Below are 16329 nucleotides of genomic sequence, written 5' to 3'. Positions count from 1 at the left end.
ATCCATATTTACGCAAAGGTCTCACTGCATTATTCATTTTATTCTTGAAAATTCTACAACCCATCCCTTTACTTTATCCCCAAGCTGTTTTAGGTAGGGATGGGTTTGTAACCCATCCTCTTGCTTCTCTCATACTCTGCGTGAGAGTGAAAAAAAATTATTACCATAAATCAGACACAAAAAAAGCCCCATTTTCACGGGACTTTTGTTGTCAGTATTTTACTTGACTTGTTTGCTTAATGAGAAAATCGACGCCTTCTTCTGATTAAATAATAAGCACTCAATGTCATTAACAGAATAAAAACTGTATCAAATCTAGCAGGTGCATTGGGATTGTAAACACAACCACCACCACTGCCACTATCACCATTATCATCACTATCATCATTGCCACCGACAACAACAGGCGTTGCTATTGAAATAGTGCTTTCAACCACGCCATTAGCATGATTGTCATCCGCATCATTTTCACCACCATCTTTAAGGGTTAGTTTTAGGCAAGTTGCGCCTGTGATTAATCCAGTTTGCCAAGTGCCACTGGTGTCGGTGCAGATATTACTTGTGTTGGTTTTGGATTGTATGCTGTTATTATTATCAACCACAAAATTACGCCAACCAGTCGCTAGTGAGTATTGACGCAATACTGCATTTGCAGGGATTGGGGTGGCGAGTTGAATGATTACTTGGGTGGAGGCACCAGTGGCGCTTAGGCCTTCGATTATATAGTCGTAGATATCGCCAGTGGCTAAGGTGTCTTTGGTGTAGTCGGATAAGTGGTTGGCTACTCTGTATTGTTTTAGTTGATCGAGGGTTAGTTGTCCAGAATCTTCGCCCATGATGCCGGGTAATATTCTAGTACTTCCTGGACTGGTAATTTTTTTGTTTGTGCCTGCGGGTAACTCGTTGTTGCTATTTCCTGATTCTTTGCTGTCGGAAATGCCGTTGCCGTTTGTGTCTGTTCGTCCATTGGGGTAGGTGTCAACTAATTTAAGTTTTAGCACTCTTTCTGATGAAAAATCGCCAGCTGTTACTTTTAGTGTGATTGTTCGGGTGCCGATGTTGGCACTTTGGGGATTGAAAACAAAAGTCTTACTGGTGCTTGTGTTAGAAAAATCGTTACTACTCCAAGTATAAGTTCCTGTGCCTGCTGAGGCACTGACAGTAACTTCTCCACCATCTTTGCTGATTAAAGGGCCTTTGTTTTCGCCTTGGGTTACACTAAATTGGGCGATTACTGGGGCAGCGATGTAAGTGGTAGTAATGGCAATGGTAAAGGGTTGTGGAGCGGAGTCGTTAGTATTGTCGCTGGCGGTGATGTTAATATTGATAGTATTTCCGAGGGCGGTGGTGATGGATTTATTGGTTCTGAGTTCATTGCCGTTGACGATTTTGAAGTTGGTGGCGTCATCAACGCTAAAAGTAAGAGCGGTGTTGGTATCTACATCACTGGCACTGAGGGTACCGACTAGGGTATTGGCGGGTTGGTCTTTGATCAAGTTTACATTGCTAAGTAGAATGTTAATTGGGGCGGTGTCGTCTATGTCGCTAACTGTGAAGTTAAAGGTTTTGTCGAATGTGTGGCTGTTGGCATCGGTTACGGTAATGGTAGTGTTAAGACTGGTGGCGTTCTCGTAGTCTAGGGTGGTGTTGAGTTTGAGTTTGTTGTTGTCAATGGTAAATTTGGTGTTGCTACTGGTGTAAGTGAAAGTGTCGTTGGCATCGGTATCGGTGGTGGAGAGTGTGCCTAATTCAGTGCCAGTGTTTGTGTTTTCAGCGATGGTGCGGTCGCCTGTGAGGGTGATGGCGGTAGGGGTTTCATCGTTGAGATCAACAAGGGTAACGGTGATGGTTTGGATGGTGTTTTTATCGTCGCCATCTCCAGTGGTGGCTTTGACTTTGACGGTGTAGGATTTTGTGGTGCTTTCGTAATTGGTGGTAGTGCCGTTGAAGGTTAGGGTGTTGTTGTGGGTGCCGCTGAGGCTAAAGAAGCCACTGGTGTCTTCGGTGATGCTGAAAGTGGCGGCGGTGTCGTTGGCGACGAGGGTGTGGGTGGTGCTTGCTGCTTTTTCATTGGCGGGGAATGTATTGATGGAGGTAATGGTGAGGGTGGCTGAAACTGGGCAAGACTCCCAGCAGAAGTTAATGGTTCTTTGGGGCATGAAGGGGCTTGGTGCGTCATTGATATTTGCGCCATAAAATAAAGATTTAATCCTGTTAGCACTGTTGTAATAAGTTTTTATGGTGAATCTTTTGCCACCTTGGTTTTTTATTGCTGCAATGGTTGCAGAATCAAGTGTTAAATCCCAAATTTTGTGAGAGGTTTCCGTTAATCTCATACCAGCTACATTGAGAGGCAAGGCGACACCTGTGTCAACGCCAGAATTATTACCAAAGTTACGAGAATCAATTTGATTATTATTTTCATCAAAGAAAAGATTCCCTCCACCAAAAGCAACTGCATAATCATCAAGTGTAACTCGTATAGTGTGTTGCGTGTCGCTAAGAATGTAGGTTGTATCCTTAGTTGCTTGGGTAAAGTCAAGGGCTAGTGTTTGTGTTGATAGAGCTAATAGACAAAACAAGGTGAAAATAAAGCGATTAAATATATTCATAATAAAATTCCTAGGTTGGTAATTAATGGTTATTTTTCTGTGTTATTTTTAAGTAGTAACGAATGAGCGTGGTGGCGAGGTATTGATTGACAATCTCTAATTCGTTGCTAAAGTTGTTGTATTTTTTGTTGCCCACTGGGATCACTTCTGTTGTTTGAAAAAATAAAAATGCTTTAGTGGCAAGAGACAAATGTTTAAATTTTTTTGGCACAGGTGTTACTAGTTTTATGGTGTAGCGGAGCGATAGAGAGAGGTGTGGGAGAAATGGTTTTAAATATAGAATATTTTTTTTCAACGATTGCAATGTAGGTGATAAAAGCAAAAAAACCTTGATTAACGAGGCGAATAATTAGGGTGGAGAAACAAGCGGTCGTTTGGTTTAGATTAAGCTCAAATGTTGCTAAAATTGCGGTGCTATTGTAATGCAATGTATTCATAGTCTAAAATTAAGTAATGCAACATGAACCCTGAATTATTCCATAAAAAATAATATTTGTGTGAGTTTTTAATTGTGGGTGGATGGGTAATTTTGATTTTTTTATTTGTTCTTGCAGATGATTCGTTATACTTTTTTCAAAAATAAACGAACAATCTGGCGTGTATTCTCATTTTAAATATAGGTAAAAATATCTATGCTATCAATAATTAGCAGATGTTTTTACTGGTAACACTTAGGCGATTACAAACACTGTGAGACCTTTGCATAAATATGAATAATCATCAAGAATCCTCGTTTTACCCACTTGGTAATTTTTTAAACCCAGCCTTAGCCCTGCTAGGATAAGGTTTAAGAAAATTACCAAGTGGGCAAAAATTGAATTTTGCTAATCATCCATATTTATACAAAGGTCTCACTGCATTATTCTTGAAAATTCTACAACCCATCTCTTTACTTTATCCTCAAGCTGTTTTAGGTAGGGATGGGTTTGTAACCCATCCTCTTGCTTCTTTCATACTCTGCGTGAGAGTGAAAAAAAATTATTACCATAAATCAGACACAAAAAAAGCCCCATTTTCACGGGACTTTTGTTGTCAGTATTCTTACTTGATTTGTTTGCTTAATGAGAAAATCGACGCCTTCTTCTGATTAAATAATAAGCACTCAATGTCATTAACAGAATAAAAACTATATCAAATCTAGCAGGTGCATTAGGATTGTAAACACAACCACCGCCACTGCTACTATCACCATTATCATTACTATCATCATTGCCACCGACAACAACAGGCGTTGCTATTGAAATAGTGCTTTCAACCACACCATTAGCTTGATTGCTATCAGCATCATTTTCACCACCATCTTTAAGGGTTAGTTTAAGGCAAGTTGCGCCGGTGATTAATCCAGTTTGCCAAGTGCCATCGGTGCAGACATTGCTTGCGTTGATTTTAGATTGTATGCTGTTATTATTATCAACCACAAAATTACGCCAACCAGTCGCTAGTGAGTATTGACGCAATACTGCATTTGTAGGGATTGGGGTGGCGAGTTCAATGATTACTTGGGTAGAGGCACCAGTGGCGCTTAGGCCTTCGATTATATAGTCGTAGATATCGCCAGTGGCTAAGGTGTCTTTGGTGTAGTCGGATAGGTGGTTGGCTACTCTGTATTGTTTTAGTTGATCGAGGGTTAGTTGTCCAGAATCTTCGCCGATGATGCCGGGTAATATTCTAGTACTTCCTGGACTGGTGATTTTTTTGTTTGTGCCTGCGGGTAACTCGTTGTTGCTATTTCCTGATTCTTTGCTGTCGGAAATGCCATTGCCATTTGTGTCTGTTCGTCCATTGGGGTAGGTGTCAACTAATTTAAGTTTTAACACCCTTTCTGATGAAAAATCGCCAGCCGTTACTTTTAATGCGATTGTTCGGGTGCCGATGTTGCTACTTTGGGGATTGAAAACAAAAGTCTTACTGGTGCTTGTGTTAGAAAAATCGTTACTACTCCAAGTATAAGTTCCTGTGCCTGCTGAGGCACTGACAGTAACTTCTCCACCATCTTTGCTGATTAAAGGACCTTTGTTTTCACCTTGGGTTACACTAAATTGGGCGATTACTGGGGCAGCGATGTAAGTGGTAGTAATGGCAATGGTAAAGGGTTGTGGAGCGGAGTCGTTAGTATTGTCGCTGGCGGTGATGTTAATATTGATAGTATTTCCGAGGGCGGTGGTGATGGATTTATTGGTTCTGAGTTCATTGCCGTTGACGATTTTAAAGTTGGTGGTGTCATCAACGCTAAAAGTAAGAGCGGTGTTGGTATCTACATCGGTGGCGCTGAGGGTGCCGACTAGGGTATTGGCGGGCTGGTCTTTGATCAAGTTTACATTGCTAAGTAGAATGTTAATTGGGGCGGTGTCGTCTATGTCGCTAACTGTGAAATTAAAGGTTTTGTCAAATGTGTGGCTGTTGGCATCGGTTACGGTAATGGTAGTGTTAAGACTGGTGGCGTTCTCGTAGTCTAGGGTGGTGTTGAGTTTGAGTTTGTTGTTGTCAATGGTAAATTTGGTGTTGCTACTGGTGTAAGTGAAAGTGTCGTTGGCATCGGCGTCGGTGGTGGAGAGTGTGCCTAATTCAGCGTCAGTGATGGTGTTTTCGGCGATGGTGCGGTCGCCCGTGAGGGTGATGGCAGTGGGGGTTTCGTCATTGAGGTCGGCCAGGTTGACGGTAATGGTTTGTTCGGTATTTTTATCGTCGCCATCTCCTGTGCTGGCTTTGATTTTGACGGTGTAGGATTTTGTGGCGCTTTCGTAGTCGGTGTTGGTGCCGTTGAAGGTTAGGGTGCTGTTGTTGGTGCCACTGAGGCTGAATAAGTGGCTGGTGTCTTCGGTGATGCTGAAGGTGGCAGCGGAGTCGTTGGCAATGAGGGTGTGAGTGGGGCTGCTGCCTTCGTTAGCGCTGAGGGTGTTGCTGGAGGTTATGGTGAGGTTGTTATTAATAGCAAGAATAAGATTTTGGTTGTAGGGGTTGATTAATTCACTCGCTGCATTTTCCAAGTACCTGAAGGTCAATCTTAAAGTTACTGAAGTTTTGCTACTAGCATCGGCTAACTCAAAGCCTTTATCCCCAAGTGTAATTTTTACCTGTTGACTGTAATTATCAACAGGATTTACGAGTTCTGCAGGAGAAGAAATAACGAGATTATGAGTGCCTAAATAGTATGTAGTGCCAGAATAGAGTTTTATTTGTGCTGTTTTATTGAAAACAAGCCTAACAGGTTGATCGATGGTAGCAAGAATCGTCTTGTTACCTATTCTCTTAACATCTGTAATTGTTGGTTTGACGGCAAATACCTGTGAGGTAAATAAAACCAATAAAGTGGTAATAATAAAGCGATTAAATGTATTCATAATAAAACTCCTAGGCTGATAATTAATGGTTATTCTTCTGCGTTGTTTCTAAGTAATGGTGAATGAGAGTAATGGCAAGATATTGGTTTATAGTCTCTAATTTGTTGCTGAAGTTGTTGTATTTTTTGTTACCCACCGAGATTACTTTTGTTGCTTGAAAAGATAAAAATGCTTTAATGATAAGGGACAAATGTTTGATTTTTTTTGGTGTAAGCGTTACTAGTTTTGCGGTGTATGGGAAGATTTTGCGGTATAGCGGAGTAATAGAAGGAAGTGTGGAAGAAATGGTTTTAAATATAGAATATTTTTTTTCAACGATTGTAATAAAGGCGATAAAAGCCAAAAAACCTCGGTTGACGAGGCAAGTAATTAGGGTAGAGAAATAAGAGACCAGTTGGCTTGAATTAAGCCTAGGTGTCGCTAAATTGCGGTGCGATGCTGTCGTAATGTAATGCAATGTATTCATAAGTGACTAAATTATTCCATACAAATGAATAATCGTGTGGGTTTTATTGTTGAATTGAATCTTTGTTGTTCGCTGTGTGAGAATGAAGGCTTGTTTGTGTGGGTTTTGCGCTTCGTTCCCAAGTTCTCCTTGGGAATATGTAGTTGGTTTTGAAGATAAAAATATGACAAAAAGATTGGGCAGGGCACTTGAATAAAGATAAAAATGTTGTTAATTGTTGGCACATGTATTTCCAAGCAGGACTTGGGAATGAAGGTGGAAATAACACCCTTTTCTTGGTCGTCTTATTTAAGAACACCTCCAGAAACTCTAATACAATGAGACCTTTGCATAAATATGAATAATCATCAAGAATCCTCGTTTTACCCACTTGGTAATTTTTTAAACCCAGCCTTAGCCCTGCTAGGACAAGGTTTAATAAAATTACCAAGTGGGCAAAAATTGAATTTCGCTAATCATCCATATTTATGCAAAGGTCTCACTGTATTATTCATTTTATTCTTGAAAATTCTACAACCCATCTCTTTACTTTATCCTCAAGCTGTTTTAGGTAGGGATGGGTTTGTAACCCATCCTCTTGCTTCTCTCATACTCTGCGTGAGAGTGAAAAAAAATTATTACAATAAATCAGACACAAAAAAAAGCCCCATTTTCACGGGACTTTTGTTGTCAGTATTTTACTTGACTTGTTTGCTTAATGAGAAAATCGACGCCTTCTTCTGATTAAATAATAAGCACTCAATGTCATTAACAGAATAAAAACTGTATCAAATCTAGCAGGTGCATTAGGATTGTAAACACAACCACCGCCACTGCTACTACCACCACCATTATCATCACTATCATCATTGCCACCGACAACAACAGGCGTTGCTATTGAAATAGTGCTTTCAACCACTCCATTAGCATGATTGTCATCCGCATCATTTTCACCACCATCTTTAAGGGTTAGTTTAAGGCAAGTTGCGCCGGTGATTAATCCAGTTTGCCAAGTGCCATCGGTGTCGGTGCAGACATTGCTTGCGTTGATTTTAGATTGTATGCTGTTATTATTATCAACCACAAAATTACGCCAGCCAGTCGCTAGTGAGTATTGACGCAATACTGCATTTGCAGGGATTGGGGTGGCGAGTTGAATGATTACTTGGGTGGAGTCACCAGTGGCGCTTAGGCCTTCGATTATATAGTCGTAGATATCGCCAGTGGCTAAGGTGTCTTTAGTGTAGTCGGATAGGTGGTTGGCTACTCTGTATTGTTTTAGTTGATCAAGGGTTAGCTGCCCAGAATCTTCGCCCATGATGCCGGGTAATATTCTAGTACTTCCTGGACTGGTGATTTTTTTGTTTGTGCCTGCGGGTAATTCATTGTCGCTATTTCCTGATTCTTTGCTGTCGGAAATGCCATTGCCGTTTGTGTCTGTTCGTCCATTGGGGTAGGTGTCAACTAATTTAAGCCTCAATACTCTTTCTGATGAAAAATCGCCAGCCGTTACTTTTAATGTGATTGTTCGGGTGCCGATGTTGACACTTTGGGGATTGAAAACAAAAGTCTTGTTGGTGCTTGTGTTAGAAAAATCGTTACTACTCCAAGTATAAGTTCCTGTGCCTGCTGAAGCACTGACAGTAACTTCTCCACCATCTTTGCTGATTAAAGGACCTTTGTTTTCACCTTGGGTTACACTAAATTGGGAGATCACTGGGGCAGCGATGTAAGTGGTAGTAATGGCAATGGTAAAGGGTTGTGGAGCGGAGTCGTTAGTATTGTCGCTGGCGGTGATGTTAATATTGATCGTGTTTCCGAGGGCAGTGGTGATGGATTTATTGGTTCTAAGTTCATTGCCGTTGACGATTTTGAAGTTGGTGGTGTCGTTGACGGTAAAGGTAAGGGGAGTGCTGGTATCTACATCACTGGCACTGAGGGTACCGACTAGGGTATTGGCGGGTTGGTCTTTGATCAAGTTTACATTACTAAGTAGAATGTTAGTTGGGGCAGTGTCGTCTATGTCGCTAACTGTGAAATTAAAGATTTTGTCGAATGTGTGATTGTTGCCATCGGTTACGGTAATGGTGGTGCTAAGACTGGTGGCGTTCTCGTAGTCTAGGGTGGTGTTGAGTTTGAGTTTGTTGTTGTCAATGGTAAATTTGGTGTTGCTACTGGTGTAAGTGAAAGTGTCGTTGGCATCGGCATCGGTGGCGGAGAGTGTGCCTAATTCAGTGCCAGTTCTTGTGTTTTCAGCAATGGTTCGGTCGCCTGTGAGGGTGATGGCGGTGGGGGTTTCGTCGTTAAGGTCGACTAGGTTGACGGTGATGGTTTGCTCGGTGTTTTTATCGTCGCCATCTCCTGTGCTGGCTTTGATTTTGACGGTGTAGGATTTTGTGGCGCTTTCGTAGTCGGTGCTGGTGCCGTTGAAGGTTAGGGTGCTGTTGTTGGTGCCACTGAGGCTGAATAAGCGGCTGGTGTCTTCGGTGATGCTGAAGGTGGCAGCGGAGTCGTTGGCAATAAGGGTGTGGGTGGGGCTGCTGCCTTCGTTAGCGCTGAGGGTGTTGTTGGAGGTGATGGCGAGGTTGTTATTAATAGCAAGAATAAGATTTTGGTTGTAGGGGTTGCTTAATTCACCCGCTGCATTTTCCAAGTACCTGAAGGCCAAGCTTAAAGTTACTGAAGTTTTGCTGCTAGCATCGGCTAACTCAAAGCCTTTACCCCCAAGTGTAATTTTTACCTGTTGACTGTAATTATCAACAGGATTTACGAGTTCTGCAGGAGAATAAATAACGATATTATGAGCGCCTAAATAGTATGTAGTGCCAGAATAGAGTGCTACTTGTGCTATTTTATTGTAAAAAAGCGTAACAGATTGATCGATGGTAGCAAGAAGCGTCTTGTTGCCTATTCTCTTAATATCTGTAATTGTTGGTTTGACGGCAAATACCTGTGAGGTAAACAAAACCAATAAAGTGGTAACAATAAAGCGATTAAATGTATTCATAATAAAACTCCTAGGCTGATAATTAATGGTTATTCTTCTGTGTTGTTTCTAAGTAATGGCGAATGAGAGTAGTGGCAAGATATTGGTTTATAGTCTCTAATTCGCTACTAAAGTTGTTGTATTTTTTGTTACCCACCGAGATTACTTTTGTTGCTTGAAAAGATAAAAATGCTTTAATGATAAGGGACAAATGTTTGATTTTTTTTGGTGTAAGCGTTGCTAGTTTTGCAGTGTATGGGAAGATTTTGCGGTATAGCGGAGTGATAGAAGGAAGTGTGGAAGAAATGGTTTTAAATGTAGAATATTTTTTTTCAACGATTGTAATAAAGGCGATAAAAGCCAAAAAACCTCGGTTGACGAGGCAAGTAATTAGGGTAGAGAAATAAGAGGCTGGTTGGCTTGAGTTAAGCCTAGGTGTCGCTAAATTGCGGTGCGATGCTGTCGTAATGTAATGCAATGTATCCATAAGTGACTAAATTATTCCATACAAATGAATAATTGTGTAGGTTTTATTGTTGAATTGAATCTTTGTTGTTCGTTGTGTGAGAATGAAGGCTTGTTTGTGTGGGTTTTGCGCTTCGTTCCCAAGTGTGTAGTTGGTTTTGAAGATAAAAATATGACAAAAAGATTGGGCAGGGCACTTGAATAAAGATAAAAATGTTGTTAATTGTTGGCACATGTATTTCCAAGCAGGACTTGGGAATGAAGGTGGAAATAACACCCTTTTCTTGGTCGTCTTATTTAAGAACACCTCCAGAAACTCTAATACAATGAGACCTTTGCATAAATATGAATAATCATCAAGAATCCTCGTTTTACCCACTTGGTAATTTTTTAAACCCAGCCTTAGCCCTGCTAGGACAAGGTTTAATAAAATTACCAAGTGGGCAAAAATTGAATTTCGCTAATCATCCATATTTATGCAAAGGTCTCACTGTATTATTCATTTTATTCTTGAAAATTCTACAACCCATCTCTTTACTTTATCCTCAAGCTGTTTTAGGTAGGGATGGGTTTGTAACCCATCCTCTTACTTCTCTCATACTCTGCGTGAGAGTGAAAAAAAATTATTACAATAAATCAGGCGCAAAAAAAAGCCCCATTTTCACGGGACTTTTGTTGTCAGTATTTTTACTCGATTTGTTTGTTTAATAAGAAAATCGACGCCTTCTTCTGATTAAATAATAAGCACTCAATGTCATTAACAAAATAAAAACTATATCAAATCTAGCAGGTGCATTGGGATTGTAAACACAACCACCACCACTGCTACTATCACCATTATCATTACTATAATCATTGCCACCGACAACAACAGGCGTTGCTATTGAAATAGTGCTTTCAACCACGCCATTAGTATGATTGTCATCCGCATCATTTTCACCACCATCTTTAAGGGTTAGTTTAAGGCAAGTTGCGCCGGTGATTAATCCAGTTTGCCAAGTGCCATCGGTGTCGGTGCAGACATTGCTTGCGTTGATTTTAGATTGTATGCTGTTATTATTATCAACCACAAAATTACGCCAGCCAGTCGCTAGTGAGTATTGACGCAATACTGCATTTGCAGGGATTGGGGTGGCGAGTTGAATGATTACTTGGGTGGAGTCACCAGTGGCGCTTAGGCCTTCGATTATATAGTCGTAGATATCGCCAGTGGCTAAGGTGTCTTTAGTGTAGTCGGATAGGTGGTTGGCTACTCTGTATTGTTTTAGTTGATCAAGGGTTAGCTGCCCAGAATCTTCGCCCATGATGCCGGGTAATATTCTAGTACTTCCTGGACTGGTGATTTTTTTGTTTGTGCCTGCGGGTAATTCATTGTCGCTATTTCCTGATTCTTTGCTGTCGGAAATGCCATTGCCGTTTGTGTCTGTTCGTCCATTGGGGTAGGTGTCAACTAATTTAAGTTTCAATACTCTTTCTGATGAAAAATTTCCGGCTGTTACTTTTAGTGTGATTGTTCGGGTGCCGATGTTAGCACTTTGGGGATTAAAAACAAAAGTCTTACTGGTGCTTGTGTTAGAAAAATCGGCACTACTCCAAGTATAAGTTCCTGTGCCTGCTGAGGCTCTGACGGTAACTTCTCCACCGTCTTTGCTGATTAAAGGACCTTTGTTTTCACCTTGAGCTACACTAAATTGGGAGATTACTGGGGCAGCGATGTAAGTGGTAGTAATGGCAATGGTAAAGGGTTGTGGAGCGGAGTCGTTAGTATTGTCGCTGGCGGTGATGTTAATGTTGATCGTGTTTCCGAGGGCGGCGGTGATGGATTTATTGGTTCTAAGTTCATTGCCGTTGACGATTTTGAAGTTGGTGGTGTCGTTGACGGTAAAGGTAAGGGGAGTGCTGGTATCTACATCACTGGCACTGAGGGTACCGACTAGGGTATTGGCGGGTTGGTCTTTGATCAAGTTTACATTACTAAGTAGAATGTTAGTTGGGGCAGTGTCGTCTATGTCGCTAACTGTGAAATTAAAGATTTTGTCGAATGTGTGATTGTTGCCATCGGTTACGGTAATGGTGGTGCTAAGACTGGTGGCGTTCTCGTAGTCTAGGGTGGCGTTGAGTTTGAGTTTGTTGTTGTCAATGGTAAATTTGGTGTTGCTACTGGTGTAAGTGAAAGTGTCGTTGGCATCGGCGTCGGTGGTGGAGAGTGTGCCTAATTCAGTGCCAGTGTTTGTGTTTTCAGCAATGGTGCGGTTGCCTGTGAGGGTGATAGCGGTGGGGGTTTCGTCGTTGAGGTCATTAAGGGTAACGGTGATGGTTTGGGTGGTGTTTTTATCGTCGCCATCTCCAGTGGTGGCTTTGACTTTGACGGTGTAGGATTTTGTGGTGCTTTCGTAGTCGGTGTTGGTGCCGTTGAAGGTTAGGGTGTTGTTGTTGGTGCCACTGAGACTGAATAAGCGGCTGGTGTCTTCGGTGATGCTGAAAGTGGCGGCGGGGTCGCTGGCAACGAGAGTGTGTTCGAGGTTGGTGCCTTCGTTGGTGTCAGGGGTGTTGATAGAAGTTATGGAAAGATCATGTTGCCAAATGAGGTTGAGGGTGCTTGTGTAATCTCGAGAAGAGTGGCCAATATCATTTTCAAAATCAGAACTATAAGCATTCAAATTGATAGTAATTTCACTTAGTCCGTCGTTATCTGTAGCAGTTAATGCTGGCTCTTCCCATTGCCATTGTGTGGCGAAACCATTGTCATTAGGATTAACTGCGGTTGGAGTACGCGCTATACTGATGCTAGACGAGCCTAAATAATAAGAGGCACTAGTATATAGTAGTATATAAAACCTACCTTCAATTGGCACATCAAAGTGTGAAACTGGCTTAATGCCTTGATCAAGGGTAACAAGGATAGTGTTTACATTTATTCTTTCAATTTTTGTAATTGTTGGCGAGGTGGCAAACGCCTGAGAAGCAAACAAAACCAATAAAGTGGTAATAAAGCGATTAAATGTATTCATAATAAAACTCCTAGGCTGATAATTAATGGTTATTCTTCTGTGTTGTTTCTAAGTAATGGCGAATGAGAGTAATAGCAAGATATTGGTTTATAGCCTCTAATTCGCTACTAAAGTTGTTGTATTTTTTGTTACCCACCGAGATTACTTTTGTTGCTTGAAAAGATAAAAATGCTTTAATGATAAGGGGCAAATGTTTGATTTTTTTTGGTGTAAGCGTTGCTAGTTTTGCGGTGTATGGGAAGATTTTGCGGTATAGCGGAGTGATAGAAGGAAGTGTGGAAGAAATGGTTTTAAATATAGAATATTTTTTTTCAACGATTGTAATAAAGGCGATAAAAGCCAAAAAACCTCGGTTGACGAGGCAAGTAATTAGGGTAGAGAAATAAGAGACCGGTTGGCTTGAATTAAGCCTAGGTGTCGCTAAATTGCGGTGCGATGCTGTCGTAATGTAATGCAATGTATTCATAAGTGACTAAATTATTCCATACAAATGAATAATCGTGTGGGTTTTATTGTTGAATTGAATCTTTGTTGTTCGCTGTGTGAGAATGAAGGCTTGTTTGTGTGGGTTTTGCGCTTCGTTCCCAAGTTCTCCTTGGGAATATGTAGTTGGTTTTGAAGATAAAAATATGACAAAAAGATTGGGCAGGGCACTTGAATAAAGATAAAAATGTTGTTAATTGTTGGCACATGTATTTCCAAGCAGGACTTGGGAATGAAGGTGGAAATAACACCCTTTTCTTGGTCGTCTTATTTAAGGACACCTCCAGAAACTCTAATACAATGAGACCTTTGCATAAATATGAATAATCATCAAGAATCCTCGTTTTACCCACTTGGTAATTTTTTAAACCCAGCCTTAGCCCTGCTAGGACAAGGTTTAATAAAATTACCAAGTGGGCAAAAATTGAATTTCGCTAATCATCCATATTTATGCAAAGGTCTCACTGTATTATTCATTTTATTCTTGAAAATTCTACAACCCATCTCTTTACTTTATCCTCAAGCTGTTTTAGGTAGGGATGGGTTTGTAACCCATCCTCTTGCTTCTCTCATACTCTGCGTGAGAGTGAAAAAAAATTATTACCATAAATCAGACACAAAAAAAAGCCCCATTTTCACGGGACTTTTGTTGTCAGTATTTTACTTGACTTGTTTGCTTAATGAGAAAATCGACGCCTTCTTCTGATTAAATAATAAGCACTTAATGTCATTAACAGAATAAAAACTGTATCAAATCTAGCAGGTGCATTAGGATTGTAAACACAACCACCGCCACTGCTACTACTACCACCATTATCATCACTATCATCATTGCCACCGACAACAACAGGCGTTGCTATTGAAATAGTGCTTTCAACCACGCCATTAGCATGATTGTCATCCGCATCATTTTCACCACCATCTTTAAGGGTTAGTTTAAGGCAAGTTGCGCCGGTGACTAATCCAGTTTGCCAAGTGCCATCGGTGCAGACATTGCTTGCGTTGATTTTAGATTGTATGCTGTTATTATTATTAACCACAAAATTACGCCAACCAGTCGCTAGTGAGTATTGACGCAATACTGCATTTGCAGGGATTGGGGTGGCGAGTTGAATGATTACTTGGGTGGAGTCACCAGTGGCGCTTAGGCCTTCGATTATATAGTCGTAGATATCGCCAGTGGCTAAGGTGTCTTTGGTGTAGTCAGATAGGTGGTTGGCCACTCTGTATTGTTTTAGTTGATCAAGGGTTAGTTGCCCAGAATCTTCGCCCATGATACCGGGTAATATTCTAGTACTTCCTGGACTGGTGATTTTTTTGTTTGTGCCTGCGGGTAATTCATTGTCGCTATTTCCTGATTCTTTGCTGTCGGAAATGCCGTTGCCGTTTGTGTCTATTCGTCCATTGGGGTAGGTGTCAACTAATTTAAGCTTCAATACTCTTTCTGATGAAAAATCGCCAGCCGTTACTTTTAGTGTGATTGTTCGGGTGCCGATGTTGGCACTTTGGGGATTGAAAACAAAAGTCTTACTGGTGCTTGTGTTAGAAAAATCGGCACTACTCCAAGTGTAAGTTCCTGTGCCCGCTGAGGCACTGACAGTAACTTCTCCACCATCTTTGCTGATTAAAGGACCTTTGTTTTCACCTTGAGTTACACTAAATTGGGCGATTACTGGGGCAGCGATGTAAGTGGTAGTAATGGCAATGGTAAAGGGTTGTGGAGCGGAGTCGTTAGTATTGTCACTGGCAGTGATGTTAATGTTGATCGTGTTTCCGAGGGCAGTGGTGGATCTGTTGGTTCTGAGTTCATTGCCGTTGACGATTTTGAAGTTGGTGGTGTCGTTGACGGTAAAGGTAAGGGGAGTGTTGGTATCTACATCACTGGCACTGAGGGTGCCGACTAAGGTATTGGCGGGTTGGCCTTTGATCAAGTTTACATTACTAAGTAGAATGTTAGTTGGGGCGGTGTCGTCTATGTCGCTAACTGTGAAATTAAAGATTTTGTCGAATGTGTGATTGTTGCCATCGGTTACGGCAATGGTGGTGCTAAGACTGGTGGCGTTCTCGTAGTCTAGGGTGGTGTTGAGTTTGAGTTTGTCATTGCTAATGGTAAATTTGGTGTTGCTACTGGTGTAGGTAAAAGTGTCGTTGGCATCGGCATCGGTGGTGGAGAGTGTGCCTAATTCAGCGCCAGTGCTTGTGTTTTCAGCAATGGTGCGGTCGCCTGTGAGAGTGATAGCGGTGGGGGTTTCGTCGTTGAGGTCATTAAGGGTAACGGTGATGGTTTGGGTGGTGTTTTTATCGTCGCCATCTCCAGTGGTGGCTTTGATTTTGACGGTGTAGGATTTTGTGGTGCTTTCGTAATTGGTGGTAGTGCCGTTGAAGGTTAGGGTGTTGTTGTGGGTGCCGCTAAGGCTAAAGAAGCCACTGGTGTCTTCGGTGATGCTGAAAGTGGCGGCGGTGTCGTTGGCGACGAGGGTGTGGGTGGTGCTTGCTGCTTTTTCATTGGCGGGGAATGTGTTGGTGGAGGTAATGGTGAGTCCATTCTGCCACACTAGGTTAAAATTTTTTGTATAGCTAAAAAGAGATGCCTCGGCACTATTCTTAAAATCAGAAAAATAGAGATAGATAGTAATTTCACTTAGCCTATCGTTATCTATAGCAGTTAATGTTGATTCTTCCCATTGCCATTGCATAGCAAAACCATTGTCATTAGGATTAACTGGGGTTGGCTTGCGTGCTTCACTGGTAGTAGATGATCCTAGATAAAAAGTAGTGTCAGCATATAGTTTTATATAAAATATACCTTCAATTGGTTGACTAAGGATATCTGCAATTGGCTTAATTCTCTGATCAAAGGTAACAAGAATCGTCTTGCTATCTGTTCTTTCAATTTTTGTAACCGTTGGTTGGGTGGCAAACACCTGAGAAGCAAACAAAACCAATAAAGTGGTAACAATAAAGCGATTAAATGTATTCATAATAA

13 protein-coding genes are annotated in these 16329 nt (G+C 41.3%); 3 read left to right on the top strand and 10 right to left on the bottom strand.

The window, feature by feature from the left end:
- Positions 1-236: 236 nt before the first annotated feature.
- The 5 genes from MS2017_RS06085 to MS2017_RS06065 form a co-directional block, all read right to left on the bottom strand.
- Positions 237-2612: a JDVT-CTERM domain-containing protein gene (locus MS2017_RS06085; protein ID WP_122951607.1), complete on the bottom strand. Its 2376-nt coding sequence runs from the start codon at positions 2610-2612 to the stop codon at positions 237-239.
- Between the two features lie 22 nt (positions 2613-2634).
- Complete coding sequence (locus MS2017_RS06080; protein WP_122951606.1) at positions 2635-2823, bottom strand: hypothetical protein; 189 nt, start codon at positions 2821-2823, stop codon at positions 2635-2637.
- A complete protein-coding gene (locus MS2017_RS06075; RefSeq protein ID WP_122951605.1) occupies positions 2807-3049 on the bottom strand; it encodes a hypothetical protein in 243 nt (80 codons plus the stop codon). Before MS2017_RS06075 ends, MS2017_RS06080 begins: the two co-directional genes overlap by 17 nt.
- A gap of 621 nt (positions 3050-3670) precedes the next feature.
- Positions 3671-5953: a JDVT-CTERM domain-containing protein gene (locus tag MS2017_RS06070; protein WP_122951604.1), complete on the bottom strand. Its 2283-nt coding sequence runs from the start codon at positions 5951-5953 to the stop codon at positions 3671-3673.
- 22 nt (positions 5954-5975) lie between these two features.
- On the bottom strand, positions 5976-6419 hold the full coding sequence (locus tag MS2017_RS06065) for a hypothetical protein (protein WP_122951603.1): 444 nt from the start codon (positions 6417-6419) through the stop codon (positions 5976-5978).
- A 336-nt stretch (positions 6420-6755) separates the two neighbouring features.
- Between MS2017_RS06065 and MS2017_RS11300 the strand changes: the two genes are divergently transcribed.
- A complete protein-coding gene (locus MS2017_RS11300; protein ID WP_164707635.1) occupies positions 6756-7142 on the top strand; it encodes a hypothetical protein in 387 nt (128 codons plus the stop codon).
- On the opposite strand, the gene MS2017_RS06060 is transcribed toward MS2017_RS11300, so the two are convergent.
- A complete protein-coding gene (locus MS2017_RS06060) occupies positions 7114-9405 on the bottom strand; it encodes a cadherin repeat domain-containing protein (protein ID WP_122951602.1) in 2292 nt (763 codons plus the stop codon). The genes MS2017_RS11300 and MS2017_RS06060 overlap by 29 nt on opposite strands.
- A gap of 22 nt (positions 9406-9427) precedes the next feature.
- Entirely contained in the window at positions 9428-9871 is a 444-nt protein-coding gene (locus MS2017_RS06055; RefSeq protein ID WP_122951601.1) for a hypothetical protein, read from the bottom strand.
- A 323-nt stretch (positions 9872-10194) separates the two neighbouring features.
- On the opposite strand from MS2017_RS06055, the gene MS2017_RS06045 reads away from it, so the two are divergent.
- The gene (locus MS2017_RS06045; protein WP_122951599.1) at positions 10195-10557 is read left to right on the top strand and encodes a hypothetical protein; all 363 of its coding nucleotides are present in this window, start codon (positions 10195-10197) and stop codon (positions 10555-10557) included.
- On the opposite strand, the gene MS2017_RS06040 is transcribed toward MS2017_RS06045, so the two are convergent.
- Complete coding sequence (locus MS2017_RS06040; protein WP_122951598.1) at positions 10554-12860, bottom strand: JDVT-CTERM domain-containing protein; 2307 nt, start codon at positions 12858-12860, stop codon at positions 10554-10556. The two genes, MS2017_RS06045 and MS2017_RS06040, sit on opposite strands and share 4 nt — an antisense overlap.
- A gap of 22 nt (positions 12861-12882) precedes the next feature.
- A complete protein-coding gene (locus MS2017_RS06035) occupies positions 12883-13326 on the bottom strand; it encodes a hypothetical protein (protein ID WP_164707634.1) in 444 nt (147 codons plus the stop codon).
- A gap of 336 nt (positions 13327-13662) precedes the next feature.
- On the opposite strand from MS2017_RS06035, the gene MS2017_RS11295 reads away from it, so the two are divergent.
- Positions 13663-14049, top strand: a complete 387-nt coding sequence (locus tag MS2017_RS11295) for a hypothetical protein (RefSeq protein WP_164707633.1) — start codon at positions 13663-13665, stop codon at positions 14047-14049.
- Here MS2017_RS11295 and MS2017_RS06030 read toward each other — a convergent pair.
- The gene (locus tag MS2017_RS06030; RefSeq protein ID WP_122951596.1) at positions 14021-16324 is read right to left on the bottom strand and encodes a cadherin repeat domain-containing protein; all 2304 of its coding nucleotides are present in this window, start codon (positions 16322-16324) and stop codon (positions 14021-14023) included. The two genes, MS2017_RS11295 and MS2017_RS06030, sit on opposite strands and share 29 nt — an antisense overlap.
- Positions 16325-16329 lie beyond the last annotated feature (5 nt).

The sequence above is a fragment of the Bathymodiolus thermophilus thioautotrophic gill symbiont genome (assembly GCF_003711265.1).
Lineage (GTDB): Bacteria > Pseudomonadota > Gammaproteobacteria > PS1 > Pseudothioglobaceae > Thiodubiliella.
This window is presented reverse-complemented; position numbering and strand designations above follow the sequence as displayed.

Excerpts from the sequence above, each read along its gene's own strand:
- MS2017_RS06035 (WP_164707634.1), bottom strand. The coding sequence starts at position 13,326 with ATGAATACATTGCATTACATTACGACAGCATCGCACCGCAATTTAGCG.
- MS2017_RS06030 (WP_122951596.1), bottom strand. The coding sequence starts at position 16,324 with ATGAATACATTTAATCGCTTTATTGTTACCACTTTATTGGTTTTGTTT.
- MS2017_RS06060 (WP_122951602.1), bottom strand. The coding sequence starts at position 9,405 with ATGAATACATTTAATCGCTTTATTGTTACCACTTTATTGGTTTTGTTT.
- MS2017_RS06070 (WP_122951604.1), bottom strand. The coding sequence starts at position 5,953 with ATGAATACATTTAATCGCTTTATTATTACCACTTTATTGGTTTTATTT.
- MS2017_RS06055 (WP_122951601.1), bottom strand. The coding sequence starts at position 9,871 with ATGGATACATTGCATTACATTACGACAGCATCGCACCGCAATTTAGCG.
- MS2017_RS06045 (WP_122951599.1), top strand. The coding sequence starts at position 10,195 with ATGAATAATCATCAAGAATCCTCGTTTTACCCACTTGGTAATTTTTTA.
- MS2017_RS06065 (WP_122951603.1), bottom strand. The coding sequence starts at position 6,419 with ATGAATACATTGCATTACATTACGACAGCATCGCACCGCAATTTAGCG.
- MS2017_RS06040 (WP_122951598.1), bottom strand. The coding sequence starts at position 12,860 with ATGAATACATTTAATCGCTTTATTACCACTTTATTGGTTTTGTTTGCT.
- MS2017_RS11300 (WP_164707635.1), top strand. The coding sequence starts at position 6,756 with ATGAATAATCATCAAGAATCCTCGTTTTACCCACTTGGTAATTTTTTA.
- MS2017_RS06085 (WP_122951607.1), bottom strand. The coding sequence starts at position 2,612 with ATGAATATATTTAATCGCTTTATTTTCACCTTGTTTTGTCTATTAGCT.
- MS2017_RS11295 (WP_164707633.1), top strand. The coding sequence starts at position 13,663 with ATGAATAATCATCAAGAATCCTCGTTTTACCCACTTGGTAATTTTTTA.
- MS2017_RS06075 (WP_122951605.1), bottom strand. The coding sequence starts at position 3,049 with ATGAATACATTGCATTACAATAGCACCGCAATTTTAGCAACATTTGAG.